Annotated in this window: 27 protein-coding genes; 8 read left to right on the forward strand and 19 right to left on the reverse strand. The window is 45.5% G+C overall.

All coding sequences use genetic code 11. The annotated features are described in order from the left end of the window. Positions 1-26 precede the first annotated feature (26 nt). Together JSY36_RS09875 and JSY36_RS09880 are read right to left on the reverse strand one after the other, a co-directional pair. Complete coding sequence (locus JSY36_RS09875) at positions 27-1,166, reverse strand: glycosyltransferase (protein ID WP_205166261.1); 1,140 nt, start codon at positions 1,164-1,166, stop codon at positions 27-29. 5 nt (positions 1,167-1,171) lie between these two features. Then, positions 1,172-2,452, reverse strand: a complete 1,281-nt coding sequence (locus tag JSY36_RS09880) for a nucleotide sugar dehydrogenase (RefSeq protein ID WP_205166262.1) — start codon at positions 2,450-2,452, stop codon at positions 1,172-1,174. Positions 2,453-2,636: 184 nt separating this feature from the next. On the opposite strand from JSY36_RS09880, the gene JSY36_RS09885 reads away from it, so the two are divergent. Further along, positions 2,637-3,452, forward strand: coding sequence for a UTP--glucose-1-phosphate uridylyltransferase (locus JSY36_RS09885; RefSeq protein ID WP_205166263.1), 816 nt, complete (start codon positions 2,637-2,639; stop codon positions 3,450-3,452). Between the two features lie 135 nt (positions 3,453-3,587). On the opposite strand, the gene JSY36_RS09890 is transcribed toward JSY36_RS09885, so the two are convergent. The 4 genes from JSY36_RS09890 to JSY36_RS09905 form a co-directional block, all read right to left on the reverse strand. Continuing rightward, positions 3,588-3,674 carry a YjcZ family sporulation protein gene (locus tag JSY36_RS09890; protein ID WP_122897391.1) on the reverse strand — a complete coding sequence of 29 codons (87 nt, stop codon included), beginning with the start codon at positions 3,672-3,674 and terminating at the stop codon, positions 3,588-3,590. Between the two features lie 102 nt (positions 3,675-3,776). Further along, entirely contained in the window at positions 3,777-4,556 is a 780-nt protein-coding gene (fabI, locus tag JSY36_RS09895) for an enoyl-ACP reductase FabI (protein ID WP_205166264.1), read from the reverse strand. Positions 4,557-4,786: 230 nt separating this feature from the next. Beyond that, the gene (locus JSY36_RS09900; protein WP_183163844.1) at positions 4,787-4,939 is read right to left on the reverse strand and encodes a hypothetical protein; all 153 of its coding nucleotides are present in this window, start codon (positions 4,937-4,939) and stop codon (positions 4,787-4,789) included. 83 nt (positions 4,940-5,022) lie between these two features. Next, positions 5,023-7,071, reverse strand: coding sequence for a cation:proton antiporter (locus JSY36_RS09905; RefSeq protein ID WP_205166265.1), 2,049 nt, complete (start codon positions 7,069-7,071; stop codon positions 5,023-5,025). A gap of 189 nt (positions 7,072-7,260) precedes the next feature. On the opposite strand from JSY36_RS09905, the gene prpE reads away from it, so the two are divergent. Then, the gene (prpE, locus tag JSY36_RS09910; protein ID WP_205166266.1) at positions 7,261-8,001 is read left to right on the forward strand and encodes a bis(5'-nucleosyl)-tetraphosphatase PrpE; all 741 of its coding nucleotides are present in this window, start codon (positions 7,261-7,263) and stop codon (positions 7,999-8,001) included. Positions 8,002-8,156: 155 nt separating this feature from the next. Here prpE and JSY36_RS09915 read toward each other — a convergent pair whose 3' ends face one another. The 4 genes from JSY36_RS09915 to JSY36_RS09930 are packed head-to-tail and all read right to left on the reverse strand — an operon-like array spanning position 8,157 to position 10,931. Beyond that, positions 8,157-9,059, reverse strand: a complete 903-nt coding sequence (locus JSY36_RS09915) for an RluA family pseudouridine synthase (RefSeq protein ID WP_205166267.1) — start codon at positions 9,057-9,059, stop codon at positions 8,157-8,159. Continuing rightward, complete coding sequence (locus JSY36_RS09920) at positions 9,052-9,846, reverse strand: NAD kinase (RefSeq protein ID WP_205166268.1); 795 nt, start codon at positions 9,844-9,846, stop codon at positions 9,052-9,054. Before JSY36_RS09920 ends, JSY36_RS09915 begins: the two co-directional genes overlap by 8 nt. A 14-nt stretch (positions 9,847-9,860) precedes the next feature. Continuing rightward, positions 9,861-10,502 carry a GTP diphosphokinase gene (gene yjbM / locus JSY36_RS09925; RefSeq protein WP_272873281.1) on the reverse strand — a complete coding sequence of 214 codons (642 nt, stop codon included), beginning with the start codon at positions 10,500-10,502 and terminating at the stop codon, positions 9,861-9,863. A 27-nt stretch (positions 10,503-10,529) separates the two neighbouring features. Next, positions 10,530-10,931: a UPF0738 family protein gene (locus JSY36_RS09930; RefSeq protein WP_122897398.1), complete on the reverse strand. Its 402-nt coding sequence runs from the start codon at positions 10,929-10,931 to the stop codon at positions 10,530-10,532. Between the two features lie 163 nt (positions 10,932-11,094). On the opposite strand from JSY36_RS09930, the gene JSY36_RS09935 reads away from it, so the two are divergent. From JSY36_RS09935 to JSY36_RS09955, 5 genes are all read left to right on the forward strand, one after another. Next, positions 11,095-11,676 carry a CYTH domain-containing protein gene (locus JSY36_RS09935; protein WP_205166269.1) on the forward strand — a complete coding sequence of 194 codons (582 nt, stop codon included), beginning with the start codon at positions 11,095-11,097 and terminating at the stop codon, positions 11,674-11,676. A gap of 18 nt (positions 11,677-11,694) precedes the next feature. Further along, positions 11,695-12,294 (forward strand): lytic transglycosylase domain-containing protein, encoded by a 600-nt coding sequence (locus JSY36_RS09940; RefSeq protein WP_236784708.1) that lies wholly within the window; start codon positions 11,695-11,697, stop codon positions 12,292-12,294. A gap of 157 nt (positions 12,295-12,451) precedes the next feature. Continuing rightward, complete coding sequence (locus tag JSY36_RS09945) at positions 12,452-12,832, forward strand: globin domain-containing protein (RefSeq protein ID WP_122897400.1); 381 nt, start codon at positions 12,452-12,454, stop codon at positions 12,830-12,832. A gap of 28 nt (positions 12,833-12,860) precedes the next feature. Further along, positions 12,861-13,784, forward strand: a complete 924-nt coding sequence (locus JSY36_RS09950) for a ClpXP adapter SpxH family protein (RefSeq protein WP_205166270.1) — start codon at positions 12,861-12,863, stop codon at positions 13,782-13,784. A gap of 162 nt (positions 13,785-13,946) precedes the next feature. After that, entirely contained in the window at positions 13,947-14,156 is a 210-nt protein-coding gene (locus JSY36_RS09955) for a hypothetical protein (RefSeq protein ID WP_236784709.1), read from the forward strand. 155 nt (positions 14,157-14,311) lie between these two features. Here JSY36_RS09955 and pepF read toward each other — a convergent pair whose 3' ends face one another. The 5 genes from pepF to mecA all read right to left on the reverse strand — a co-directional run bounded on the left by pepF (position 14,312) and on the right by mecA (position 20,547). Beyond that, positions 14,312-16,129, reverse strand: coding sequence for an oligoendopeptidase F (gene pepF / locus JSY36_RS09960; protein WP_122897402.1), 1,818 nt, complete (start codon positions 16,127-16,129; stop codon positions 14,312-14,314). Between the two features lie 127 nt (positions 16,130-16,256). After that, entirely contained in the window at positions 16,257-17,501 is a 1,245-nt protein-coding gene (locus JSY36_RS09965) for a competence protein CoiA (protein WP_205166271.1), read from the reverse strand. Positions 17,502-17,640: 139 nt separating this feature from the next. After that, positions 17,641-18,087, reverse strand: a complete 447-nt coding sequence (locus JSY36_RS09970) for a hypothetical protein (RefSeq protein WP_205166272.1) — start codon at positions 18,085-18,087, stop codon at positions 17,641-17,643. A 130-nt stretch (positions 18,088-18,217) separates the two neighbouring features. After that, positions 18,218-19,729, reverse strand: coding sequence for a cardiolipin synthase (cls, locus tag JSY36_RS09975; protein ID WP_205166273.1), 1,512 nt, complete (start codon positions 19,727-19,729; stop codon positions 18,218-18,220). A gap of 167 nt (positions 19,730-19,896) precedes the next feature. Further along, positions 19,897-20,547, reverse strand: a complete 651-nt coding sequence (gene mecA / locus JSY36_RS09980; protein WP_205166274.1) for an adaptor protein MecA — start codon at positions 20,545-20,547, stop codon at positions 19,897-19,899. Positions 20,548-20,926: 379 nt separating this feature from the next. Between mecA and JSY36_RS09985 the strand changes: the two genes are divergently transcribed. Then, entirely contained in the window at positions 20,927-21,604 is a 678-nt protein-coding gene (locus JSY36_RS09985; RefSeq protein ID WP_236784710.1) for a TerC family protein, read from the forward strand. A 157-nt stretch (positions 21,605-21,761) separates the two neighbouring features. Here the strand turns inward: JSY36_RS09985 and spxA are convergent, their stop codons facing one another. The 4 genes from spxA to argH form a co-directional block, all read right to left on the reverse strand. Continuing rightward, the gene (gene spxA / locus JSY36_RS09990; protein ID WP_122897408.1) at positions 21,762-22,163 is read right to left on the reverse strand and encodes a transcriptional regulator SpxA; all 402 of its coding nucleotides are present in this window, start codon (positions 22,161-22,163) and stop codon (positions 21,762-21,764) included. A 397-nt stretch (positions 22,164-22,560) separates the two neighbouring features. After that, complete coding sequence (locus JSY36_RS20680) at positions 22,561-22,695, reverse strand: hypothetical protein (protein ID WP_272873282.1); 135 nt, start codon at positions 22,693-22,695, stop codon at positions 22,561-22,563. A 30-nt stretch (positions 22,696-22,725) separates the two neighbouring features. Next, on the reverse strand, positions 22,726-23,295 hold the full coding sequence (locus JSY36_RS09995; protein ID WP_122897409.1) for a GNAT family N-acetyltransferase: 570 nt from the start codon (positions 23,293-23,295) through the stop codon (positions 22,726-22,728). 1,153 nt (positions 23,296-24,448) lie between these two features. Next, entirely contained in the window at positions 24,449-25,825 is a 1,377-nt protein-coding gene (gene argH / locus JSY36_RS10000; protein WP_205166275.1) for an argininosuccinate lyase, read from the reverse strand. Between the last annotated feature and the right edge of the window lie 2 nt (positions 25,826-25,827).

A 25,827-nucleotide genomic window follows, 5' to 3' on the forward strand; every position in this document is an offset into this window, starting at 1 on the left:
GACTCTTTTTTTATTATAGCAGACTCTCACGTTCGGTTGAGGCTGTCGTAGACATCTGTCACCCGTCTCGCTGCGTTTTTAAACTGAAAGTTTGCTTCTACAAAGCGCCTGCCGTTTTCTGTGATGTAGGACGTAAGAGAGGGTGCCTGCAGGTAATATTCAATCCCTTCTATAAACGCTTCGGGCTTTGTGTAATCATCAATCAAGTAGCCGTTCTGCCCGTGAAGGATGACTTCCCCGTTTCCCCCGCGGTTTGTTGTTACTATGGGTATTCCTGCAGCCATCGCTTCATAATGAACCCTGGCAAGTGGTTCCTCCCACTGGGAAGGGCATACAAAAATATCGCCCATGAGGAACATGTTGCCGATCACATCAGCCGGAACAAACCGGGTAAATATTACGTGGTTCCTTAAACTCCGGGCCTGCCTGTATAAATCTCTCGTATAACTGTTCATGCCATCATCGGAAAACCATTTGCCTCCTACGATCATTAAAACAAGATTCGGGTGTTTTTTTACTAGGGTTTTCATGGCATCCACGAGGAGATGGGCACCTTTGTTCCTGGAAAGCCTCCCCACAAACAGGATTACCTTTTTATTTTCCACTTCATAGCGTCTCCGGTATTCCGACCGAATCTCTATCCCTGTTTCCGACTTCCTGAGAGGAAATTTGGACAGATCAACACCGGAGTATACAACGGTGGTTTTTCCCGCTGCTTCCGGAAAGCGTTCTATGACACGCTGTTTAATAAAATAGCTGATGGTCACGATCCGGCTTACGAGGCGGACAACTTCAGCCCCTTCTTCATTACTGATTTTTTCAACTGCCATCATATCATTGTGGAGACCGAGGACAAATCTGCTCCAGGGGGAGGAATTGTAATAGAGCTGAAGATTGGCCGGGCGGTTAAACACATGAATCACGTCATACCTCCGCCTCTTTAAATGGTCTGCCACATTTGTTTCGTAACTCTCTTTCGGAAAATGAATGTATTCTGTCCCGTTTTCAGCGCTGTAGTTTTTAAGATTCGGATCACTGATTGAATAAATCGTAAGCTGGTATTTTTCCTTTAGAAATGGCGTAATCCCATCGATAAACATTTGAATGGCTCCGCCTTTTACAGCGGGAGCGGGAAGACTTTCGGTACAGATGAGGGCAACCTTCACTGTCCTCACACCCGTCCAGAGCCGATTGCCCGGTATGTTAAACCGGCTTCTGTTACAGTTCTGTGGTTAAGAACATTTCGGGCATCAAGGACAATGTTTCCTTTCATTAATGAACGGACCCGGTTCCAATCCACTGAGTTGAAGACTGCCCATTCCGTAGCAAGGATAAGGGCATCCGCTTCTTTCACAGATTCATATAGGTCATGCTGGGAAACGATGCCTTCCACTTCTTTTACCAAAGGGTCGAAAGCAAGGACTTCGGCACCTTTTTCAATAAGGGAGAGGATGAGCAGAATGGCCGGCGAATGCCTTGTGTCATCGGTATCGGGCTTAAAGCTTAAGCCCCAGACTGCGATTCGTTTCTGCTTAAGAATCCCGAGATCTTCTTCCAGCTTGGCGGTATACCTGTTTACCTGCTGGTCGTTTACCTTTGCTGCAGAAGGAAGAAGGTGTGCGTCCACCTGTTTCCCGGCTGCAGAATAAAGGAGGGCACTTAAATCCTTGGGCAGGCATGATCCCCCGTAGCCTAGTCCGGAACGCAGAAACGCAGGACCAATTCTCGGATCTGCGCCGATCCCTTCAGCCACTTCCTTTACATTTACATGAAAAGCGTCACAGATCGATGCAATTTCATTAATAAACGAGATTTTGACAGCTAAAAACACATTGGATGCATACTTTATCATTTCCGCACCTGTGAGGGTGGTTTCATAAACGGGGGCGTTGGTGAATGCAAATAATTCCTTTACGACAGACGCTCCCCTTGCTGATTTTGCCCCTATTACTACCCGGTCGGGATGAACGGTATCGTAAAGGGCGGTACCTTCTTTTAGAAATTCCGGGTTGGAAACAACCTCAAAAAGACCGGGCTCTGCTTTTTCAAGCAGCGTTTCATAGATCCATTCGTTTGTTCCAAGGGGAACAGTGCTTTTCGTTACGATCGTTTTGTAGCTTGAAATGCCGGAGGCGAGATCGTCTATTGCTGTTTTTATATAGGTGAGGTCAGGCTCTCCGGTTGCTTTAGGAGGTGTTCCTACAGCGATAAAGACCACATCTGCTTCTTTTACTGCTGATACAGTCTGGTCTGTAAACGTCAGTTTGTTGTTTGCCAGTGTACGGTCCAGTACCTCCTGAAGGCCTGGTTCGAAAAAGGGGACCTGCCCTTTTGCCAGTTTTTCGAGTTTCCTTTGGTCTTTGTCGATGCATGTGACAGTGTTGCCTTTGTCGGCCAGTACGCACGAGGTTGTAAGCCCTACATATCCTGCACCTATAACTGCGATTTTCACGCTTGTTCCTCCCTGTCCCTTTGTTTTCCAAACATCTCTGCTGGTATATCCTACTGACGGTTCTGTGGTTCGTGCGGAGGTTTGGGAAAATGTGCGGATACCTATGATTGTGGGTGCCCGTTTTCACAGGGTACAACCGTCACGGGGCTGGTTTTTGAATACACCATAGTAAGGGGGAATGATGATGAACGTTCGTAAAGCGATCATTCCTGCAGCAGGATACGGGACGAGGAGCCTCCCCATTACGAAAGTGTTGCCGAAAGAGATGTTTCCGATTGCAGGAAAGCCAGCGATTCACTACATTGTCGAGGAAGCGGTTGCAGCAGGTATAGAAGAGGTACTGATTATTGTTTCGAGAAATAAGAACGTGATTTTGGATTATTTTGACCGGTCGTTAGAGTTGGAGGCATTTCTTGCGATTAATAACAAGGAGTACCTGCTTGAAAAAACGACCCTGCCTAAAGTTCATATACAATATATACGCCAGCCGTTTGCCAGGGGACTCGGGGATGCGGTTTTACTCGGGGAGCGTTTTGCCCACGGGGAACCGTTTGCCGTATTGCTGCCCGATGATTTTTTTGTAACCGGTGGTGGCGTAGGGGCTCTGGAGCAGCTCGTTGAGCGTTTTTATAAAACTGGGAAATCAACCGTTGCTGTTCAGAAGATGGAGAAGGCTGCTCTGCATCAGTACGGTGTGATTAAACCAGGTCAGGCACAGAGCGGGGAAGCGTCTGATATAACAGATATCGTGGAGAAGCCAAAGGTTGATCCTCCCTCCGATCTCGCAGTTTGCGGGCGGTACGTGTTCACACCTGAGCTCTTTTCCTGCCTTCATTCTGTTCTTCCCGGGGCAGGCGGGGAAATCCAGCTCACCGACGGGATCCGGAGTATGCTAAAGACCAGTCCGTGCGAGGCACTGGAAGTCAAAGGCACCCGGTTTGACCTTGGGAAAGAAGAAGAATATTACCGTCTCATCGAACACTACTTAAAAAACAGGTGAAAAACCTCACAGAGGGTCAGACCCCGGGAAATGATTTCCCGGGGTCTTTTCCCGGGGTCTGACCCTCTGTGATTTTGTGAGCATCTTCATGAGAGCAAAAAAAGAGCATCTCGGTTGAGACACTCGTTTCCTTTATTAGCAAACGTAAGCTGAACCTACGATTACCAGCAAAATGAATAGAACAACTAGTAGTGTGAAACCGCTACCGCCGCCGTAACCCATTCCATTCACCTCCAGACACCTTACTCGTTTGAGATCCCTCTCTGTATAAGCATATGCCCGAGGGATGGAATTGGTCTGGACGGCTTCACTAATTTCGGGCGATTACATTAAGCCAATTGTACTGTATCCCCCGTCCACATGGAGCATTTCCCCTGTGATAGCGCGGGACATGTCACTCATTAGGAAAAGAGCTGTATCGCCTACTTCTTCCTGGGTAACTGTACGTTTAAGCGGTGCTTTTTCTTCAATTTCCTTAAGGACTTCGTTAAATCCGCCAATGCCTTTTGCAGCAAGAGTACGGATCGGGCCTGCTGAAATAGCGTTTACACGGATGTTTTCTTTCCCGAGGTCGTTGGCAAGGTACTTCACGCTTGCGTCAAGAGAAGCCTTTGCTACCCCCATCACGTTGTAGTTTTTCACCACACGCTCACCACCGAGGTACGTGAGTGTCACAATGCTTCCTCCCTCTTTCATGAGCGGGCGTGCGGCCTTGGCTACAGCAGTGAGTGAGTACGCACTGATATTCTGGGCTAAAAGAAAGCCTTCACGTGTGGTGTTCAGGTACTCTCCTTCGAGCTCTTCACGGTTGGCAAAAGCGATACAGTGAGCGATCCCGTGGATGGTGCCGACTTCTTTTTCGATATCCTGGAACGTTTTTTCCACTTCTTCGTCATTGGTAACGTCACATGGAAGGATGACAAAATCATCACGCTCCAATGTTTCAGCGAGCTGTCGTACGTTTCGCTCAAGGCGTTCTCCTGCATATGTAAAGATCAGTCTTGCACCTGCATTGGCAAGTGACTGGGCAATTCCCCAGGCGATGCTCCGTTTATTTGCTACTCCCATCACAACATATGTGCGGTTTGATAAATCAAGATTCATCGTAGAGCCTCCTCATCAAATTATATAGCTAGTATTATTAGTTGGTACTAATCTTTGTCCATTATAGCAGAATTCACTGAATAATACAGGCTGATCGATGAAATAAAACATTCGTACAGGTAAAATTCTTGTTCCTGGACTAAATCAATTGAAGAGAAGCTGAATCGTTTACCTACACCATTAAATTGGCTGAAGAAAAGCTGACTCCTATAATCACACATTTTACTCCATTACCCTTTGCTCGTCTGGATGTTTCTCTTTTCGTAGTCACAGTCCGGGCACTCAAAAATAACATTTTGATTTGACTGAGCGGTGAGGACGCTTTGGATCGGGTAGTGGTTGCGGCAATTCGGACATTGTACCATTGGTTCTTCCATATTCACGGCAGACAGCCTCCTTTTTTACATAGGGTGCGTTTAACAGGAAAAATCATTCCATAAAAAAAGAAGGCAGACCGCCTCCTTTTTTATCTATTCGTAAAATCCCTGCTGATGACGGTCCCTTTTGTACCACGGTCATCGACGGCAGCTTCTTTCGTAAACAGCACGATAAAGCTTACGATCTTTGTTTTTTGAATATAAACCGGCAAACGCTCAAGACGGTGGTGCCAGCTTACGGTCCCCCTGCGGGCACTCAGGATTACAAGAAGATCCGTTTCTTTAAACGTGTCATAATAATGCTCTTTTAAGTCAATCCATTCGTGGATCTGCTCCACTTGTGTAGTGATTGCAGGCTTGATGCCGGCAAAAAGGTCTCTGTATTTTTCCTTTTGATCACCAACAACAATAACAAAGAGCGCTGCACCGATCCGGCTCGCCAGCATTTTAACCGTGCGGAATGCTTCATCGGCACCGCTCATATGATCGAAGCCTTTCGGAACGACTGCAACTACCCTCCTCGTCACATTCAGAGGATGTGACAGCTTGGAGACGAGAACCTGCCTGTCGGTGTACTCGACCACGTCATCAATGACGCTGCCGAACATATTGCCGGCCCCGCTTTTTTGGCCGTTCCAGCCGACAATCACCGTTGAAATGCGGTTGTCCGTTACCGCATAGGAGATCCGCTTTGCAGGGTTATTCCCTACCCTTGTTAGAGGTGTCACAGAAACATCGGCAGCTGAGGCGTACACAACTGCGTGACCGAGCATTTTTTCAGCTTGGGCAATTTTCATTTCCCTGTTTTCGCTGCCGCCCTGAACAACCGTCATCGGGTACAGGGGCTCGGTTGAGAGTGGATTTTTCAGCGTAATGGCAAGCTCAAGAAGATTATCCATCGTCTCAGGATTGGCCATGGGAATTAAAATCCGCTCAGGTACCTGCTCTTCTTTAACAGGTCCGGTATCTTCCACATAGGCAAGCTTCCGGCCGAAATGCTCGGTCAGGCTCGGCCCGGTGATACAGGTCACAAGGATCATAATAATCACACCGTTGACAACCGCCACGTCAAACAGCCCCAGTTCGTAGCCCACAAGTGTTGCAGCCAGCGTAGCTGCCGCCTGTGGAATACTCAGGCCGTACATGACTTCCCTCTCTAGTGAACTGTAACCGTACAGCTTGGCGGAAATAAACACAGCGAGCCATTTGCCCAGATTCACAAACACCACGATAGACAGCGCCAGAATAATGGACGAAGGATACTCGAGGAGGATCCTGAAGTCCATAAGCATTCCCACCGATAAAAGGAAAAACGGGATAAACAGGGCGTTTCCGACGAATTTTATCCGGTTCATAAGCGCTCCGTTCTCAAGGATAAGACGGTTTAGGGCAAGGCCTGCAAGGAAAGCGCCAATAATCGGTTCAACCCCTGCCAAAATTGCGAAGAAAGCACAAAGAAACATAATGCTCATCACAAACACGTAATCGAGTGACCCGCCCCCACTCAGCTTGATGAAAAACCGTTTGCTGATGTAGGGAACACCGAAAATAATCACCGTGGAAAAAACGGCCAGGCTGACAATGAGCTGGACCCAGAACCAGAGAGTCAGTTCTCCCTGCACAGCCCCTGCCACAATGGCGAGGACAAGCATGGCAAGCGTATCTGTGAGGATCGTGCCCCCAACGGTGGTCGTCACTGCGCGGTTTTTTGCAATCCCCATCCGGCTTGCGATGGGATAAGCCAAAAGAGTGTGTGACCCCAGCAGCGAGCCTAGGAGGACAGCGGACCATATGGAATAGCCCAAAACCAATCCAAGCAAGGTTCCAAGCACAAACGGGATAAAAAAGGACAGAAGTCCGAATTCAATACTTCTTCTTCTGTACTTTTTAAACCCGTCCAAGTCAATTTCAAGTCCGGCAATAAAAATGATATATAAAAGTCCGACGGTTCCTAATATAACGATTGTTTCATTTCGCTCAAGAATCCCGAGCCCGTTCGGCCCGATGATCATACCTGCGATAAGGACACCAATAATGCCAGGTATCCGAAACCGGGTCATAATGAGCGGCGAAATGAGAAAGATAACCATAGCAATGGCAAAAATAAATACTGGATGAGCAACGGGTTCAGTGACCATCTCATTCTCCTTTTTATGTAACGATACTTCCACGGCAGTTCATGCATGACTATACAAGTACCGTGGTGTAAAAAACGTTTCAATCGTAGCTAAAGGGTGCCCGTTTGTCAATTCCTACTTTCACATTCGTACTTGAAATCATTCCATGATAGGATAAAAAAAGCAGACCTATGTAAGGAGGCAGCCCTCTTGTTTGATATTATCGGTGATGTACACGGTTGTTATGATGAAATGATCGCTTTACTTAAAAAAGCAGGCTATCAGATTGATGGTGATGAACGTATTTCCCACCCTGAAGGACGCACCCTTGTGTTCCTTGGGGATCTTACCGACCGCGGGCCCGATTCGGTTGGTGTGCTCCGCTTTGCCATTAAAAACTGGAAGGAAGACCGGATTCTTTATTGTCCCGGAAACCATTGTGATAAATTATACCGCTACTTTTTAGGAAGAAATGTTCAGAAAAAACACGGGCTGGAGACGACCGTTGCCGAATTGGAAGAGCTTAAGACTAAAGACTATACATTTATTTCTGAAGGGTTTAATCGGATGGTGGAAGGATCTCCTCTTTATCTGATCCTGGATAACAGGAAGCTCGTGGTCGCACATGCAGGTATACGTGGGGATTTCATCGGAAAAACAAGCAAGAAAGTAAAGACGTTTGTGCTATACGGGGACATCACCGGGGGCACCCACCCGGATGGACGCCCGGTTCGCCGTGACTGGGCAAAGGAATATACCCATGACACATACGTGGTTTACGGACACACGCCGGTCCGGGAGCCGCGGTTTTTAAATCATACGGTGAACATTGACACAGGGTGTGTGTTCGGCAACCGCCTCACGATTTTCCGATGGCCGGAAAAGGAGCTTGTAAGCGTACCGTCCGGGCTGCCTTACGTGGAGGAGAAATTCCGTCCGATCGGGGAGTGATCGATGGCATTTCTGGATTTAAGGTTGCATTTTCAAGAGGGGGGAATTAAATGGCCTTATGAGCGAATTAATCATCCCTAGGGATGATTATAATTTGACTTTAGGGGTGAATGAATCACTTTTAAGGGAGAATGAATAGGTAAAGACCCTCACCATCACGGTGAGAGTCTTCTTTTATTCCAGGCATCTGTCAAATCTTCCGGCATCACCGCTTCGTATTCATGCTTTTCTCCTGTAAAAGGATGAACAAACATCAGCGCTGCCGAATGAAGCGCCTGACGGGGGATAAAGTCGTCACTTCCGCCATACAGGGTGTCTCCCAGCAAAGAATGACCGATGTAGGAAAAATGGACCCGGATCTGGTGGGTCCTCCCCGTTTCAAGCCTGACCCGCACGAGTGTTGCATCGTCCAAAAGCTTCATAACGGTGTAGTGAGTAACCCCACGCTGACCATCTTCTCTCACTTCACGTTCAATAATACTTCCGTCTCTCCGTCCTATAGAGGCGTCAATCGTTCCCTCAGTTTCCTCCAGATGACCTTCCACGAGCGCCACATATTCTCTTTTAATCCCAGCTTTCATAAACTGATCATGGGCGTAGCGGTGCTTCGCAATGATCATGAGTCCTGACGTATCCCGGTCGAGGCGGGTTACGGCGTGAAACGTGTAAGGAATGTTCCGCTCAAGATAGTAATGAATCACGCCATGAGCAAGAGACCGTCCCGGGTCATTTGAAGAAGGTACTGTTGGAAGTCCGGCGGGCTTGTTTACCACAAGCATGTGATCGTCTTCAGCGATAACATCCAGCTCCATCGGCAATGGGGTGAGCGCTTCACTCACCTTTTCCGGTGGAAAAAGAACCGTCACTATATCACCTGAACGTAAACGTTCCCGTACCCCTTTTTCAACCCCGTTAACGAGAAGCGCACCGCCACCATGCTTCACTTCAGCCAGTGTTTTTCTGGACATGCTCTTTTCTTTTCGCAGAAACGTACGAAGGAGATCTCCGTCACAATGCAAAGAGACCTCCCACGTTACGTATAAACGGTTGTTATTCATTAATAAACGACTCCTTGACTCTTTTCCAGAACGGAAACGGCCTGAAGCGGGCAAAGCGCACTTTCTGCTCTGCCACCCGGCATTGAATCGACTTCACATCCTGCTGCAAAAGCGTCAGGTGATCGATGGTTACCTGAAAATCCACATCGTTTTTGGGCTTTAACAGACATGTATGATGCTGGGGCAGAACGAGCGGGGACCCGATCGTACGATACACCCGGTTATTGATCGATGCCATCTCGGCAAGCTGAATCGATGCCAGGGACGGGTGCAGGATCGCACCGCCCAGAGCTTTGTTGTAAGCCGTACTTCCAGAAGGGGTGCTCAGGCACAAACCGTCGCCCCGGAAGGTTTCGAACAGCTCTCCCTTAATTTCAATATCCATCACGAGAGAGCCCTCTGTACTTTTCACAGAACATTCGTTCAGCGCCAAAAAACGCTCGGATTTCCGCTCACCGTTATGGCGGACAATCACTTCAAGGAGAGGATATTCCACGACCTTGAACGGGGTTTTCGCAATATGAATCACGAGCTTTTCCACCTCATCGGGCTGCCAATCCGCATAAAAGCCCAGGTGTCCCGTATGCACCCCGACAAATGCTGTGTCTTCCAGGCGGTGGGCATATTTATGAAACGCCTCAAGAAGCGTCCCGTCTCCCCCTACACTGATTACAACATCAGGATGTTCACGATCGTAGGTAAGAGCAAATTCATGCAGATACGTTTTCACTTTCTGGGCTATTGCATTTGACGTTTTGTCGCCCCTTGACGTGACCATAAATTTCATCAGCCATTATCCTTTCATTTCGAGTTCGGTTTATGGATGGAGTCTGTCGTTGATGAAATAATCTTCTGTGCTTCCCTTACTTCGCCCCGGATCTGTGACATCTCTTCATCAAGTCGGAAGGCCGCTTCTGATGCCCGGTGCAGACGCTCCTCAAGGTCACGGGGAATCTGACCAGAATATTTGTACTGGAGGGAGTGTTCAATGGTAGCCCAGAAATTCATGGCAAGGGTCCTGATCTGAAGTTCCACCAGGACCGGTTTCTCTCCGTCAATGGTCTGCACCGGATACTCAAGGACCATGTGATACGAGCGGTACCCGCTTTCTTTTTTGTGCTTCACGTAATCTATTTCCTCAACAATTTTAAAATCATTACGGATTTTGATCAGCTCAACAACGGTGTCGATATCCCCTACGAATTGGCACATAATCCGTATGCCCGCAAGATCCTGCATGTTCCCTTCCAGTTCATTTAAAGGAATCTGTTTTCGCTTGGCTTTTTGCAGAATACTTGAAACCGGCTTCACTCGGCCGGTTACGAATTCAATGGGCGTATGGCGGGGAGAATGGGCATATTGCTCCCGCACGCCTTTAAACTTTACTTTCAATTCATCAACTGCCTGCTTATATGGAGCAAGCATTACGTCCCACTCTTTCAATCCAATCACCACCGCGGTTGGTTAGCATTACGACTCGTTTCGATTAAACGCCTTTTCCACGGCTTTCATCATCTCGTCGCCGTAGTTCGTATTGCCTTCGATATTATCGACAAGGTAATCAATTTCGGTCCAGAAGCCGGTAAGCTCAAGCTGAACCGCTTCTTTGTTTTGTGCCATCAGTTCAAGGACGACGGGGAGGTCATCTCTGACGCTCTGAAGTGCTTCCCAGGACCCGGCCGGAAAGCGGATGTATGTAAAAGAACTGTCGTCTTCGATTATGTAAATAAACGTCTTCGCATCACTGTCGGCAAGCATCTGGCCGCTCGCCTGAAACGTATGGAGGGCACTGGCGTCCAAATCCGTTTCTACTCTCACCGTGAGCTTGTCATCTGTACGTTCAAGCTCTGAAATTGTCCATGAATTATTCATTGTATATACCTCCAAAAACATAAATCATTTCGTTCATAAGTTTATCATAATTCCCTTGTCTACGTTAATAATACCCTGTTTTCATCAAAAAAAGCCTCATTGTATTCAATCCTGCTGTGTGAAATAATAACGAAGACGCAAGATACATGAGAAGGTGAAAAATATGAATCAGGAAATTGAAATCGAATTTAAAAACCTCCTCACCGAAGAGGAATACAAAAATCTCAGGAACGCTTATTTTACAGCTGAAGAGGCCCCTTTTTCACAGACCAATCACTATTTTGACACGCCGGACTTTCTGCTGAAACAGCACGGTTCTGCCCTGCGTATCAGAAAAAAGAAAGACCGGTTTGTTTTAACCCTTAAACAGCCCCTGGAGAGCGGGCTTTTGGAAACGCATCAGACACTCACATCAGATCAGGCTGATGCGGCCCTAACAATCAGCATTCTCCCCTCAGGCGATGTTCTTGAGCAGATTCAGAAAACACTCGAAGTCCAACAAACGTCTTTTGCCTATCTTGGCAGTCTTTCAACTGACCGGCTGGAAAAGGAAGTGGACGGCGGACTTCTCGTTCTGGATAAAAGCACATATGTAAACGTAACAGACTATGAGCTGGAGTTTGAATGTGCAGAAGAATCAGCCGGAAAAAAAGCGTTCTTCTCTCTTTTGGAGAAGCACGGTATTAAAGAAAAACAAACGATCAGTAAGATTCACCGTTTCTACGAACAGTTACACAAACTATAATCCGGGGAGCGGAAGCCTTTGAACATTCAAAACGACCATTATCAGTGGAAAGTCTTTCAGCAGCTTGGAGAGCGCCTTGAAAAGTCAATGAAGCCTGTGACACAGCAGACGTTTCAACAGGTTCTTACTTCTTCTTTTCCAAAGGCTGAAATTCCTGCTATGAAGACAGCTTCAATTGCCCAGCCTGAGGTGCCTGCAATAAATAAACCTTCTGCTCCAAAGCCAGTGTCAGGCAGCGAGGCCATGTGGATGCCCCTGATTGAGGAAGCGGGGAAAAAGCATGGCGTTGATCCAAAGCTCATCTATGCCATCGTAAAGCACGAATCCAATTTCAGGGCTGATGCAACAAGTCACGCCGGAGCAAGAGGCTTAATGCAGCTTATGCCCCAAACAGCCAAAGGGCTTGGAGTCACGAACATCTATGATCCCAAACAGAATGTCGATGCCGGAACCCGTTACATCAAAAGCATGCTGAAGCGCTATAACGGTGACACCGCCCTCGCCCTTGCCGCTTATAACGCCGGTCCGGGCAACGTGGATAAATACGGGGGCATACCTCCATTTAAAGAAACGAAAGCCTATGTACCAAAGGTAATGAGTACATACACCAAAGCTTAAGATCAGGACGCCGTCAAAAATCGGCCGTCCTCTTTTTTTTTGCCATTTTCCTCCTCATATGTACATCATCTCACAATCACATTTGTTGCCCAATACCTATATGCTTGCTACAATAAGGCTACATTAAAGATATTAAAGATATTAAAGGAGTAAACCCATGAGTCACCAAGCAAGAGTACCCTACGACATCATCGGAGGCGAAAAACTGGAACAGCTCGTCGATGTGTTCTATACTAACGTAGCACTCGATAAAGAACTCGCTCCGATTTTCCCGGATGATTTCACGGAAACGGCGCGAAAACAAAAGCAGTTTCTAACCCAGTTTTTGGGAGGTCCTCCTCTATATTCTGAAGAACACGGTCATCCGATGTTAAGGGCAAGACACATGCCTTTTGAGATTACTCCCACACGTGCAAAACGATGGCTTGCCTGTATGGAACAAGCAATGGACGAAATAGAACTGGAAGAACCGTTCAGATCTGCTTTTTTAGAACGGCTCACTCAGACTGCCAATCATATGGTCAATACAATGGAGTAAGACACTCCTTTTTAAGGAGGGACGACACATGAAAACCAAAGAAGGAAACTTCGTATGCTATGACGACTTAGGGATCTGTTGTCCGGAGGAGCCATCCTCATTCTATATTCAGAATCAGGGGAAGAAACCCCTCGAAATTTATATGTTTATCGATCCCCTCTGCCCCGAATGCTGGGCACTGGAGCCTATTATAAAAAAGCTTCAGATGGAGTATGCGAACTACTTTAAAATCCGTACGTTCCTTGGCTACGAATTGAAAAAAATGAACCCTTGCACAAACCCGAAAAACAGCCGTCATCAGAAACAGATGGCTCAGTCCTATGACGAAACAGCTACACGCACAGGTATGCCCTGTGACGGAGACGTCTGGTATGAGCAGCCGATATCCATGCCCTATAACGCCTCACTTGCCGTTAAAGCGGCTGAGCTTCAGGGTGGTGCTGTCGGATCAAAGTATCTTCGTCTTTTAAGGGAAGCACTGTTTCTGCACAAACAGAACATCGCTGATGAAGAGGTCCTCATTAAATGCGCAGAGAAGATAAAAGGTCTCGATATTGGTGAATTTAAGTGCGACCTGCACTCTGAGAGCGCTGCAAAAGCGCTTAAGGCTGACGCGTGCACAACAAAGGAAATGGACGTTCAGTCCCTTCCCACCCTCGTTTTCTTTAACGACAATGTTGATGAACCGGGACTAAGCGTTCCAGGTCTGTACGATTACTCGGTTTACGTGGATATCATTACTGACATGCTCGGCTTCGAGCCTGAGAAATGTCCGCCGATCTCGGTTGAACGTTTCGTTAAGTTTTATACCCTCGTTGCTTCAAAGGAAATCGCTGTTGTGTTTGACATGACGTGCGAGGAAGCAGACCGGGAAATGAAAAAGCTGCAGATTCAGCAGAAGGTCGAGTGCGTTCCGGTTAAGTTCGGAAACCTGTGGCGTTATGTTGGATAAACTTGATACAATCTCAAAAGGCCGGGAGGAAGCTCCCGGCCTTTTCTCTTTGATGATTGCTGCTCTTTGCACTTCTTTAATGCGGACATTGTGTTTTACACAGGCTGTACTACTCTCAACTGTCCAGGCATAAAATGAATAGAAACTTCAGGAGTCAGGGAGATGGCCAGTATGCAGGGGATTTTAATCATTACAGGGATTTTAGTTATCCTGATCAGTTTCTGTCTTTTAATCCTAAGTCTTATGGGGCTTTTTCCAAAATGGATCAGCATTCCTATGCTTCTTGGATCTATTTTGTTTACGATCAATATCATTAATCAACGTCACCGGTTTAAAGGGTTTAAGCAGTTTAACAAGACGAATTTTTTATAAAAGAAGGGCGGTTCATAAGGTGGCATTATGCCTTATGAACCGCCCTTTGAAGCAGCGGAGCCGCTGCCCTCTTTTGAAAGCCCTGCACGAGTGGGTTTCTCGTGTCGGGCGAGCAGCGCGTGGAGCCATTGCCCGTCTCCTTTGGGTTTTTTAAATTACTTATCTTCAAACAACAGGTTTTCAAGCTCCGTCAGTGTTTCTTCAAACACTTTCATCGCCTCTTTAATCGGCTCTGAAGACGTCATGTCTACCCCTGCTTTTTTCAGTACTTCGATTGGATAATCCGAGCTTCCTGCCTTCAGGAAGTCAAGATAGCGGGTAACAGCCGGATCCTCTTCTTCAAGAATCTGCTTGGCCAGCGCTGTAGCCGCACTGTACCCGGTTGCGTACTGATACACATAGAAATTGTAGTAGAAGTGAGGGATACGGGCCCATTCAAGACCAATTTCCTCATCGATCACAATATTGTCTCCAAAGTACTTTTTGTTTAATTCATAATATGTTTTTGTAAGCGTATCAGGAGTCAGTGACTCTCCGTCAGCTGCTTTTTCATGAATAAGCTTTTCAAATTCAGCGAACATCGTTTGTCTGAAGACCGTTCCTCTGAATCCTTCGAGGAAGTGGTTCAACAGGTACAAACGCTCCTGCTTATCTTCTGTGACACTTAGCATGTAATCGTTAAGAAGGGCTTCGTTGCATGTGGACGCCACTTCCGCAACGAAAATAGAGTAATTGGCATACGGGAACGGCTGGTTTTTCCGCGTGTAATAGCTGTGTACGGAATGACCAAACTCGTGTGTAAGAGTAAACAGATTATTCACGTTGTTCTGCCAGTTCATTAAAATGTACGGCATCGTACCGAATGCCCCGGATGAATAGGCTCCGCTTCTCTTCCCTTTGTTTTCCTCCACATCGACCCAGCGCTGTTCAAACCCTTCCTGAACGATGCTCACATACTCATCGCCAAGAGGCTGTGCACCTTTTTTCACAAGTTCCTTCGCTTCTTCATACGGAATGTCCATCTTCACTTCTTTTACAAGAGGCGTGTACAAATCGTACATGTGAAGTTCATCAACACCTAGTGCCCGTTTGCGAAGGTCAACATAACGGTGAAGCAAGTGGAGGTTGTCATTTACCGTATCCACAAGCTGATCGTAAACGACCTCGGGAATGTGGTTGCTGCTTAATGCCGCCTGACGGGCAGAATCAAACTTACGTACATTTGCATTAAAAAGATTCTTCTTCACGTTCCCGCTGAGTGTACTGGCGAATGTGTTTTTATATTTGTCATATGTGCTGTAAACCGCTTTAAATGCTTCTTCACGGACTTTTCGGTCGGGGCTTTCAAGAAAACGCAGGTAACGTCCGTGTGTTACTTCCATCTTCTTTCCGTTTTCGTCCTCTACTTCCGGAAACGTCATATCCGCATTGTTCAGCATGCCAAACGTCGTTGAAGGTGAGCTTGTGACTTCACTTACCTGGGCAAGGAGCGCTTCCTCACTTTCACTCAAAACGTGGGGACGGTTTTCATTTAATTCATTAAGCATGTGCTTATAAAGCTTTAACTGATAATGTTCTTCAAGGAAGCTTTCCAGCTTTTCTTCAGGGATGGACAAAATCTCCGGTGTAATAAAGGACGCCTCACTGCTGGCAGCAGACACAAGCTGGGACGCACGGTCATTTAACCCCTGATAAAAAGAGTTTGTCGTATCCTGATCATAGCGCATATGAGAGTATGTATAAACACGGCCCAGTTTCTCAGAGATCTGGTCCTGATAGTTAAGCGCTTCGTAAAGGGTTTCTGCTGAATCACCAAGCTTTCCTTTGTACTCTTTCATTTTAGGAATCATTGCTTTGATTTCTTTAAACTCTTCTTCCCACTTCTCATCCGTTTCAAAAATATCTTCCAGATCCCATGTTAATTCCACAGGAATTTCATCTCGTTTAGGTAATGCTGTTGATTGTTCTGCCACTGGTGGACACCTCCGGAAAAAATTTGCGTTTCCCACTTAAAAAAGTGCAAAACGATACTCCTTATACTTCGAGACACAGCCGGTAAATCCTTCTAAAATATGAAATTTATTTTTATATCCGAAATAATCACTCCTTCTTAAATTCAGGCACCCAGTTTTCCTTCCAATATCCTTTGACTTTTTCAAGAATATATTCATCATCACGGCGGAGGGTTTCCATAGGTTTTTGGAGGGTAAGATGACACAGAATTTCATAGGAGACCGGTCCTTGTTTTTTTACCACACCAAAAAAGGCCAGAATATCCAGATACTCTGTAAGCAGCCTCTGAATCATGATGTCTTTATTAAAAGGAAGCAAACGGATTTCAAAGTGATGAAGCTCTTTTTTGAAGGAAGTTTGAAGCGATTGAATGGAAAACACAGACCCCGGGCTTCGTTTATGGATAAACGCCAGGATGATCCATGATTGCCATAAGTGAGGAGGGGTGACCATAAAGAACTGCGAAGGGATTGGAACCCTGGCTAAAGCAGGGAAATCTCTGTGGTTAAGGTGATGGTAATAAAGCAGACAGGCAATTCGCTTTTCTGCCTTTCCTTTTCGATACACAGAGGGCTTCCTCCTTGCTTTTGCGGTTTCCTTACTCCATAGAAAAAAATAATAGTTCATGACACTGCAGGTAAAAGAGCTGCTTGGATCATCATAATGGAAGAGAGATCTGTAAGAAAACGTCTCGTTTACATATGTGCAGACAAAAGCTTTTGCAGGTGAAAGGTACAGTATGGGCTGATATTGAAAGAAAGTGCCGGTAAAGGGGTTCAGGTAAAAGGAAGTGAGCGTGAGGGGGTGTTCGTGCGGAGGATACGAAACAAAGAATCCATCCACGGTAGTAAAAGGGGTTACATAACAGGCTGGTAGTGAAGTGTCGTTCGTTAACCCGATCCAGCGGACATGGTATCCTTCGTTTATGTAGCCGCTCTGCCGGTTCATAAACGTGTTCCAGGGAATAGTCGAATGCTGAAGTTCGATCACGTATTTCTGTTGATTTGCACTGAAAAGAAGATCAGGACGCTGATTCAGCGCAGACACTCTCTGCTCAATTTTGGGGTCAAGTTGCTGTTGTCCCAGCCACTCAAAGAGCAACCATTTGCCCTGAGTATGAGATTCAGACTCGTTTTTCATTGATTCGGTACAGGATTGGGAATGCATATGGGCAAAGTGCCACGCCTTTTTTATCCCGAGCTTCAGGTACATAGGGTTATTACAATCGGGGCAGAAAAACCGCGAATGTTCCCTCTCCTTCTCAAGCTCTCCTTTGGACCAGCCATCACATAGAGACAAAAGAGTGCCGTCATGACGAAGTGCTGTGAGCATAAAACCCTCCTCTTTTTTGTTACATTTATTATACAACATACGAACGTACGTTCAAAAGGGTCTTTTCTATTTAAGGTTAAATTGCCGGCGATTATTATGTAAAAATGCTGCCAAGTTTGATCAGCAGCTCTTCAAGTCACTAAAAACCCACTTTCGTCACTGTAAGTGATGCATTTACGTAAAAAGCATTATCAGTTGCACTTGTACATAATACCCGAATCACATCTCCCTCATTAAGGAAAAAATGGTCGACTCTGGATAAAGTTGTCCTTATAGAGTCCTCTGGCGAATCTTCCCCAAAAGGGCTTGATCGTACTTGTGAAAGAGTAACAGAACTTCCATTAATACTAATATTAAATGTAAGATCAGTACTTTCTCCGTTATTAAATATTAATGCGACTGTAGAAAAAGTAACTGTATATACACCCTGTGTTTCAATTGTAATCGAATCGTCTGCAGTGTTCAGTACAACCCCCTGTGCGGGACCTTCAACTGTAAAATCAACATTATCATCTGTGTCAACATCAACTTCAAGATTCGGAGTACTGGTCATTGATCCATATACCGGCATCATTAAAATACCCATCACATCATCTCCTTTTTTTATATAAAATGCCAGGGCAGTATAGATGATACTGCAATCACCTAATTCAAAGGATTATTGACACCAAATGAAAAAGAGCACCCCCCAGTATTCAGGAAATGCTCATTATTATTCACAACAACGGTGACATAAGCCTTGATGTTGATTCCACAAGCTTATAGTAGAAGGACCGTTTCACAAACGCCTCCTGACGGATAATTGTGGAATGTTCCATATCATAAACAAAGTCACTGGCTAAATTTTCCACACTTCTCGTACGGTACAAAAAGGCGTTCACTTCGAAATTCAGATGAAAACTGCGCATATCCATATTTGCCGTTCCAATGGATGCAATTTCATTATCGACGATAATAATTTTACTGTGCATAAACCCTCTGTTATACTCGTAAATTTTCACTCCGGCTTCCAAAAGCTCCGGAAAATAGGAGCGTGATGCATGAAAGACAATCTTCTTATCCGGTTTGCTCGGTACAAGAATGCGGACATCGATTCCCCCAAGCGCCGCGATCTTAATGGCAGACAGCATATCTTCATCGGGAATGAAGTAGGGGCTGGCGATCCAGATCGACCGCTTTGCCGAAGTAATCATCGTAAAGAACAGCTTTTTGATCACTTCCCAGCGGCTGTCAGGCCCGCTTGCAATCATCTGTACGCCTCCCTCATGCTCGCCATCAGGAAGCGTCGGTGACAGATAGCCTGGTTTTAAAGCCGCTTCACCTGTTGCATAATACCAGTCACGTAAAAAGATCAGCTGAAGACTTCTTACCGCTTCTCCCCTTACAAGAAGATGCGTATCGCGCCAGTGTCCAAAATAACTGCTTTTTCCAAGGTACTCGTCGCCGATATTCAGTCCCCCGATAAAGGCATAGCTTGTATCGACCACAATAATTTTTCGATGATTGCGGTAGTTGATTTTGTTTGTAAAAAATGGCAGACGAACAGGTGAAAAGGCAACCATTTGAACTCCGGCATCCCGAAGTTCGGATACGTACGCCTTTGAAAGCTTCCAGCATCCTACAGCATCAAACAAAAATCGGACCTCCACGCCTTCTTTTGCTTTTGCAATTAAAATATCTTTAATTTCACATCCCAGTTCGTCGTCCCGGACGATGTAATATTCCAGATGAATGTGATCGGTGGCAGACTGGAGTGCTCTTTTAATATGATAAAATGTTTCTTTCCCATCCGTTAATACCCGGGTATCGGTCTGAAACGAGATCGGGTTGTTGGCCAGGCGGTGCGCAAGCCGGAACAGCTTCTGCTGGTTTTCCAGCATTAAGCCCAGCTGGGTTTCATCCAGAGGGCGGTTTCCTTCAATTTTACTGAACGCCTGTTCATCCATGATGGCTTTCTTTGTAAACGATTTGCGCTTCCGGTGATTCTGACCGAACATGAGGTAAAATATAAAGCCGAGAAGCGGAAAGATCCCGAGAACCATGAGCCATGCAAGGGTTTTTGTCGGGTTTCGGTTTTCAAGGAAAATAACGACCGCTATAAAGAAGGCCGTGAGTGAAAAAAAGATGGAGGCCCATCCGAAGAGCCACCCTTCCCATAATTGGCCTGTTATAAGAAGTCCTGCAATTATAATTGCCAGAAAAACGATTATCTGCAGCCGTTTTAACATCGTGTTCTCCCTCTCTCTTTATCTTTTTAGGAGATGCTCTTTATTTATTATAACTCAATGACAGAGTTAATTCCTTTTCTATCCTATACCCTTGTTTTCATTTGTTTATGTTTATCCCTGTGGTAACAGACAAAAAAAGAAGAAGCCGATCAAAGTCGACTCCTTCATCAGCTGAACTGTTCGCGGATGACCTGAAGAGCATTCTGGGAAACAATTTCTTTTCCGTACTCTTTGATACGGTAGATCGTCGTATCCGATTCGTAGCCGAACTCCAGCATGCGGCTCAGATGATTGTCCTGCTCTTCATCAGTATATTTTTCATCAAGTGTTACATACATGTAGTAGCGGTTTTCAAAGTGATGGAGACTCGTTTCAATGTCTTCATCAAAGCTCTTGCATAGTGAGATCACGTCTTCAAAATCGGCAAATCCGATCACAAGACTGAGAGTAAGATCTTTCTCACCGTCTTCATCTTCTCCCCTGAAGCGGCTGTCCAGCATATCGGCAATGTTATCATCCACTGCCTGATCGTTTTTATCATCTCCGACAGGAATTTCAAGCTTCACATTACCATCATTCACCTGGCCGCGGGTTACAATCACTTCAAGTCCCCGGTCAAGTGCATGCACCTGAACCCAGAGAGGGCCGTCGATTTCGAAGCTTTCCTGATCATTCGCTTCGTTCATCATTTCGAAGAACAGCTCTTCGCCACGTTCGCGATTGTACCAGATTTCATCTTTATCAAAACCGCGCTTTTCAATATCTTTATATGTGATAAAAAATTTAAGTGTCGTATCGTTCACGCGTTCGATATCCATAAATCGTTCACCCTTCCATTTGAGTATTGGTGTCGTCCAATTAATCACTTTATTGTTTTTCTTTTACCCAATGAGATGCATCTTCAATCCGAATGGGGGGGTAGTTCCTATTCTAAAAGAAGTTCGTATGAAATGAAATAGTCCTGCTCATTTTTGTATCTGAACACCTGCATCCGGTCATCCTGTCGACACAAGAACCGCTGCACTTTTTACTATGGCCGGCCTTCAGGGGAAATCCATGTTCTGAATCCGCCTGGACATGTATACATTATTATGACTGCATGAAAGGACCAGCTGTCTCTACCATTCTTATGTTTCTATACTCCGTTAAAGAATGGGTTTAACTGATTTTATCGTTTATGCGGGGAGGAATCAACCATTGAATTCTGATTTTTTTGTCGCTTTGCTCACCGTCATCGGCATCGACCTGATTTTAGGCGGAGACAACGCCATTGTCGTAGCCATGGCGTGCCGCAAACTCCCTCCGGCTCTAAGAAATAAAGCCATTGTTATCGGTATTGCTTTTGCCATCCTCGCCAGGGGTTTTTTAACCATTATAGCAATTCATTTACTATCTATACCTTATTTAATGGGTATTGGCGGCGTTCTTCTTTTTTGGATCGCCTACAAGCTTCTTACATCTTCTGAGGGTGAACATCATGTCGCTGGTTCCGTAAGTGTATTTGCGGCTATTAAGACGATTGTCATTGCCGACGTGGTGATGGGATTTGATAATGTTCTTGCTGTTGCCGGCGCGGCCGATGGTGATACCCTCATCGTATTTTTGGGCCTTTTAATCTCTGTCCCGATTTTAATATGGGGAAGCAAAATCATTTTGTTCCTGATGAAAAAGTTCCCTGTTATTCTTTATGCAGGAGCAGCAATTCTTGCTTTTACAGCTTCGGCGATGATTTCCCATGAACCAGTCGTCTATTTCTTCCTGGCCGACTACGGTATCCCGCCCATTGTCCTGTCGCTGTGTTTAATTACAGCTGTGGTACTGGCCGGATTTCTCCGTAACCGGGTTCAGACGATCGTATATTTTAAGAATCAGTGACCGGTGTAGCGGACATAAATCTGATGAGGTATGATGCAGCCGGAATGTCCTTCGCTTTCCGCGGAGGTGCCTCCTTTTTTTAAACAACAAAGACCTTTAGAACAATCAACTTATAGAAAAAAGGCCTCTGCTGACAAGAACAGAAGGCCTCGGTTACTTATTCGTTTACGAGCTTCTTCGTTGCTTCCTGCAATTGAAAGGTTCGTACTTTCCGTGGCAGGAATCTGCGAATTTCAGCTTCATTGTAGCCAACCTGGATCCGTTTCTCATCCATTATAATCGGTCTTCTCAAAAGACCCGGATGATCGCTGATCAGCTGAAATAAATCCTGGAGCGGCATATCGTCGATATCAACTTCCAGTTCCTGAAAGACTTTGGATCGTGTAGAAATAATTTCATCAGTGCCGTCTTCTGTCATACGGACAACCTCTTTTACCTCTTCAACAGATAATGGCTCGGAAAAGATGTTACGTTCCACAAATGCGATATCGTGCTCCTGAAGCCATGCTTTTGCTTTTCGGCAGGATGTGCAACTAGGCGATGTGAACAACGTTACCATGTAAACCGATTCTCCCTTCCAGTTATGATTCATGTATGAAAATGATGTATTCTGCTTTAAGTTAGTGAATGCTACAACACTTATTATACAATAATAATTTTAATTTGACTAGGGCATTATTCAAAAACTTGTACGGATGTTATACAAGGTGTATAACTTCACGAGTGCAGATATATTAGGTATATACCACGAACCTTAGAATGATAAACATTTATTTGTAGAAATCACGAAACTTTTTATGTAATCGCAACGGGTTTACGGAAGAAGAATGAATATTATTTCACTTTCGTTATCATTTACCTGCCTGTCATTCTCATTCCGGATTACCTGTTCTCAGTTTACCACTTGGAAAAACTGCCTTACATAGGGCAAGGCAGTTTTTCACTATTTTATAGATTTATGCAATTGTTTTAGACTGTGCTGACGGCTGACGTCTTGGGATGCGGTTCACATCGTTCCACTTACGTTTAAGCAGATCCTGCCAGAGCTGCTTTTTTCGCTTACGGCGCTGCTTCTCTTTTCCTTTCATCATTCCACACTCCTTTGCTTCATGCTGAACGGTTTAAACGGGCGGCTGGGCTTTATCATCTTCCTCTTCGAAACTGAACACTTTGTCCGTTTCGTCGTAGGATTCACCGTAAATTTGTTCATCTTTATACGTATGAATCGTTTCATACGTATGTCTCATCTTATTATAGATGCTTTCCTCTGACTCGTTCGACGGTGACCAGAATAAAATCTCCATTTCGTTAATTTTACCTGTATCAAGAGAGCGTCTGCGGTAACCGATGGATTTAGCATGTTCAAACCCTTCTCTTTTGTAAAAGCGCTGTCGTTTTTCCGTATCGGAATCATCATAATCGACCGGCTCTACTTCCAGAATAATGGGTTTGTTTTTTACTTTGAGGCCATTAAGCAGCTTTTTTCCGATTCCTTTTCCTCTCGCTGCTTTTGAAACGAACAAATAGTCAATGAAAATGAAATCGTCCATCTCTGCATACATCATAACGTGGTACTCACTTTCATCTTTTTTGTACACGTCTTTTTTCTCTTTCAAGAGTAAATCCATATGCTCTTTCGACTTCATTTCCTCAACAGGAAAATACTGATTCAGCTTTTCATACCAGTTCATTGTCCGTTACCTCCATAAGTTTCTTTCAAACAATCGTACTAGGTGTGTGCAAGGTCTTCCTCACTCTATTATAAGGGAAAACGGCTGAGAGATAAAACGCTAACATCCATTTCATTGCGATAATTAACAGCATCTTGACATCTGCCGGCCGAACACCGGTGCCGTTATTAAAAAAACGCCTGCATCCTTTAAATTCCTTTAAATCACAACGTTTATTCATGAAATTTATGGAAGGTACTATCTTTTTAGCATTCTTTGCTTCTTCTCGAGTTTAATTAAAAGTAAGAAGTTGATTTGCGCTCATTGCGCTCCGTTTCCGCGGGCGGTTTGGGAGCCTCCTCGTACTTCGCACTGCGGGGTCTCCCCTGAACTCGCTTTTCCCGCAGGAGTGTCGCGCATTAGCTCCAATCAACACCTGTTTTTAATAACAATAATCTTTAACACATTATAAAAGCAAAGCCCATTTTTGCTGCAACAAACACTAAGAACATAAATACTAAAAACATTTGAAATTTAAGGTATGAAAATAGGAATGATTTTTTTCGGGAAGGTTATTTTAAATCTCTGTTTCTCGAAGCATTGTACGGAGTAGAACGGAATACGCGAGACTCCTGCGGAAGTTCGAGGCAGACGAAACCCCACAGGAGCAAAGCACTGAGGAGGCTCTGCGCGAGTCCGCGGAAAGGGTGTGTATTCTGTTCAACGAATCTGAATTTCAATCAGGGTTATAACACCCTTCCTAATTCTTTTAAAATAGCGTTTATTTTTTACGCTGTTTCCGGAAATAATTTGTATTTATACAAGAAGTGATGAAGCCGTAGTTCCTGAGACTCCTGTGGCAGTGACGAGCATTAACATCGTGAGTCCTCTGCGAGTTGCTTCGACGCATAACACTTCGAAGCGTAACTTGTAGAGGAAGAAGCAGGGTTCTTCCTCTCTGTCGGCACCGCCACGGAAAACGAAGGGCGCGTAGGCTTCAACCAGATTCCCCGCATTGAAATTTAAATAGCAACAATCTATACGAAAAACAGCCATTTTTATTACTTTAAACCTGACAGAAGCCGGGGTTCTTTCCTTTTACCATAATCTCACGACTCTCTTGTAAGCTTCCTCCAAAACAAAGAGCAGAACCACAACCGGTTCTGCCCACTGGCTACACTTTAAGTTTTTCTTTTGCGAGGCTCAGCTGCTTTACTACCTGCTTTGGTGCAGTGCCTCCCTCGCTGTTCCTTGCTGCCACCACATTTTCGGGGGCGAGTACCTCAAAGATATCCTCGTCAAACAGTTCACTGAAGGACTTATACTCATCAAGTTCAAGCTGAAGAAGGTATTTCTTTTTCCCGATCGCGTACAGGACAACCCGTCCGATCACACTGTGAGCTTCACGGAACGGCATACCTTTGTTGACCAGATAGTCGGCAATGTCCGTGGCATTGGAGTAATCCTCATTCACTGCTGCACGCATGGCATCACTCTTTACGGTCATCGTCTCGATCATCGGAGCGAGCATTTTAAGAGAGCCCATAACCGTCTCAACCGTGTCAAACATGCCTTCCTTATCTTCCTGCATGTCTTTGTTATAGGCAAGCGGAAGTCCCTTGAGTACGGTAAGCAGACTCATAAGATTCCCGTACACACGGCCGGTTTTTGCACGGAGAAGCTCAGGTACGTCCGGGTTTTTCTTCTGGGGCATAATACTCGATCCTGTACAAAACGAGTCATCAAGCTCAACAAAGCTGAATTCCTCACTGCTCCAGATGACAAGCTCCTCACTCAGACGGGAAATGTGCATCATCATCACAGACGCGGCTGACAAATATTCAAGAATGAAATCACGGTCGCTTACCGCATCCATACTGTTTGGATACACATCCTGAAAGCCGAGAATCTCAGCTACACGCTCACGGTCAATCGGAAATGTTGTTCCGGCCATGGCTCCTGCACCAAGAGGCAGGAGGTCCACGCGTTCCAGACTGTCAATGAAGCGCTGTTTGTCGCGCTCAAGCATCCAGAAGTAGGCGAGAATATGGTGGGCAAAAGAAACGGGCTGCGCTCTCTGGAGATGGGTGTACCCGGGAATCATCGTATCAATATGAGCTTCAGCCTGCTCCACGATGGCCCCCTGGACACTTTCAATAAGAGCGATGGTTTCTTTTGTATGCTTCTTTAAGTAAAGATGCATATCTGTTGCCACCTGGTCATTCCGGCTTCTTCCTGTGTGGAGCTTTCCGCCGACCGGACCGATTTCTTCTATTAGAAACTTCTCAATATTCATATGAATATCTTCATCGGCTACCGAATATTCCAGTTCCCCGGCAAGAAGTTTTTTCTTCACACTTTTCAGACCCGCCGCAATCTTTTCACCGTCATCCTCAGAGATGATCCCCTGTTCAGAGAGCATCTTCACATGGGCAAGGCTGCCTTCGATGTCTTCTTCTGCAAGCTTCTGGTCAAACCCGATCGAAGCGGTCAGTTCTTCAACTAGTTTATTCGTTTCTTTGGTAAAGCGGCCTCCCCATAATTTTGACACGG

Origin of the sequence: Alteribacter salitolerans, from assembly GCF_016901055.1 — a bacterium.
GTDB lineage: Bacteria > Bacillota > Bacilli > Bacillales > Salisediminibacteriaceae > Alteribacter > Alteribacter keqinensis.

Coding starts and splice junctions, on each gene's coding strand:
- JSY36_RS09885 (WP_205166263.1), top strand. CDS start 2,637: ATGAACGTTCGTAAAGCGATCATTCCTGCAGCAGGATACGGGACGAGG.
- JSY36_RS09890 (WP_122897391.1), bottom strand. CDS start 3,674: ATGGGTTACGGCGGCGGTAGCGGTTTCACACTACTAGTTGTTCTATTC.
- fabI (WP_205166264.1), bottom strand. CDS start 4,556: ATGAATCTTGATTTATCAAACCGCACATATGTTGTGATGGGAGTAGCA.
- JSY36_RS09905 (WP_205166265.1), bottom strand. CDS start 7,071: ATGGTCACTGAACCCGTTGCTCATCCAGTATTTATTTTTGCCATTGCT.
- JSY36_RS09915 (WP_205166267.1), bottom strand. CDS start 9,059: ATGAATAACAACCGTTTATACGTAACGTGGGAGGTCTCTTTGCATTGT.
- JSY36_RS09920 (WP_205166268.1), bottom strand. CDS start 9,846: ATGAAATTTATGGTCACGTCAAGGGGCGACAAAACGTCAAATGCAATA.
- JSY36_RS09930 (WP_122897398.1), bottom strand. CDS start 10,931: ATGAATAATTCATGGACAATTTCAGAGCTTGAACGTACAGATGACAAG.
- JSY36_RS09935 (WP_205166269.1), top strand. CDS start 11,095: ATGAATCAGGAAATTGAAATCGAATTTAAAAACCTCCTCACCGAAGAG.
- JSY36_RS09945 (WP_122897400.1), top strand. CDS start 12,452: ATGAGTCACCAAGCAAGAGTACCCTACGACATCATCGGAGGCGAAAAA.
- JSY36_RS09950 (WP_205166270.1), top strand. CDS start 12,861: ATGAAAACCAAAGAAGGAAACTTCGTATGCTATGACGACTTAGGGATC.
- JSY36_RS09955 (WP_236784709.1), top strand. CDS start 13,947: ATGGCCAGTATGCAGGGGATTTTAATCATTACAGGGATTTTAGTTATC.
- JSY36_RS09965 (WP_205166271.1), bottom strand. CDS start 17,501: ATGCTCACAGCACTTCGTCATGACGGCACTCTTTTGTCTCTATGTGAT.
- JSY36_RS09970 (WP_205166272.1), bottom strand. CDS start 18,087: ATGGGTATTTTAATGATGCCGGTATATGGATCAATGACCAGTACTCCG.
- cls (WP_205166273.1), bottom strand. CDS start 19,729: ATGTTAAAACGGCTGCAGATAATCGTTTTTCTGGCAATTATAATTGCA.
- mecA (WP_205166274.1), bottom strand. CDS start 20,547: ATGGATATCGAACGCGTGAACGATACGACACTTAAATTTTTTATCACA.
- spxA (WP_122897408.1), bottom strand. CDS start 22,163: ATGGTAACGTTGTTCACATCGCCTAGTTGCACATCCTGCCGAAAAGCA.
- JSY36_RS20680 (WP_272873282.1), bottom strand. CDS start 22,695: ATGATGAAAGGAAAAGAGAAGCAGCGCCGTAAGCGAAAAAAGCAGCTC.
- JSY36_RS09995 (WP_122897409.1), bottom strand. CDS start 23,295: ATGAACTGGTATGAAAAGCTGAATCAGTATTTTCCTGTTGAGGAAATG.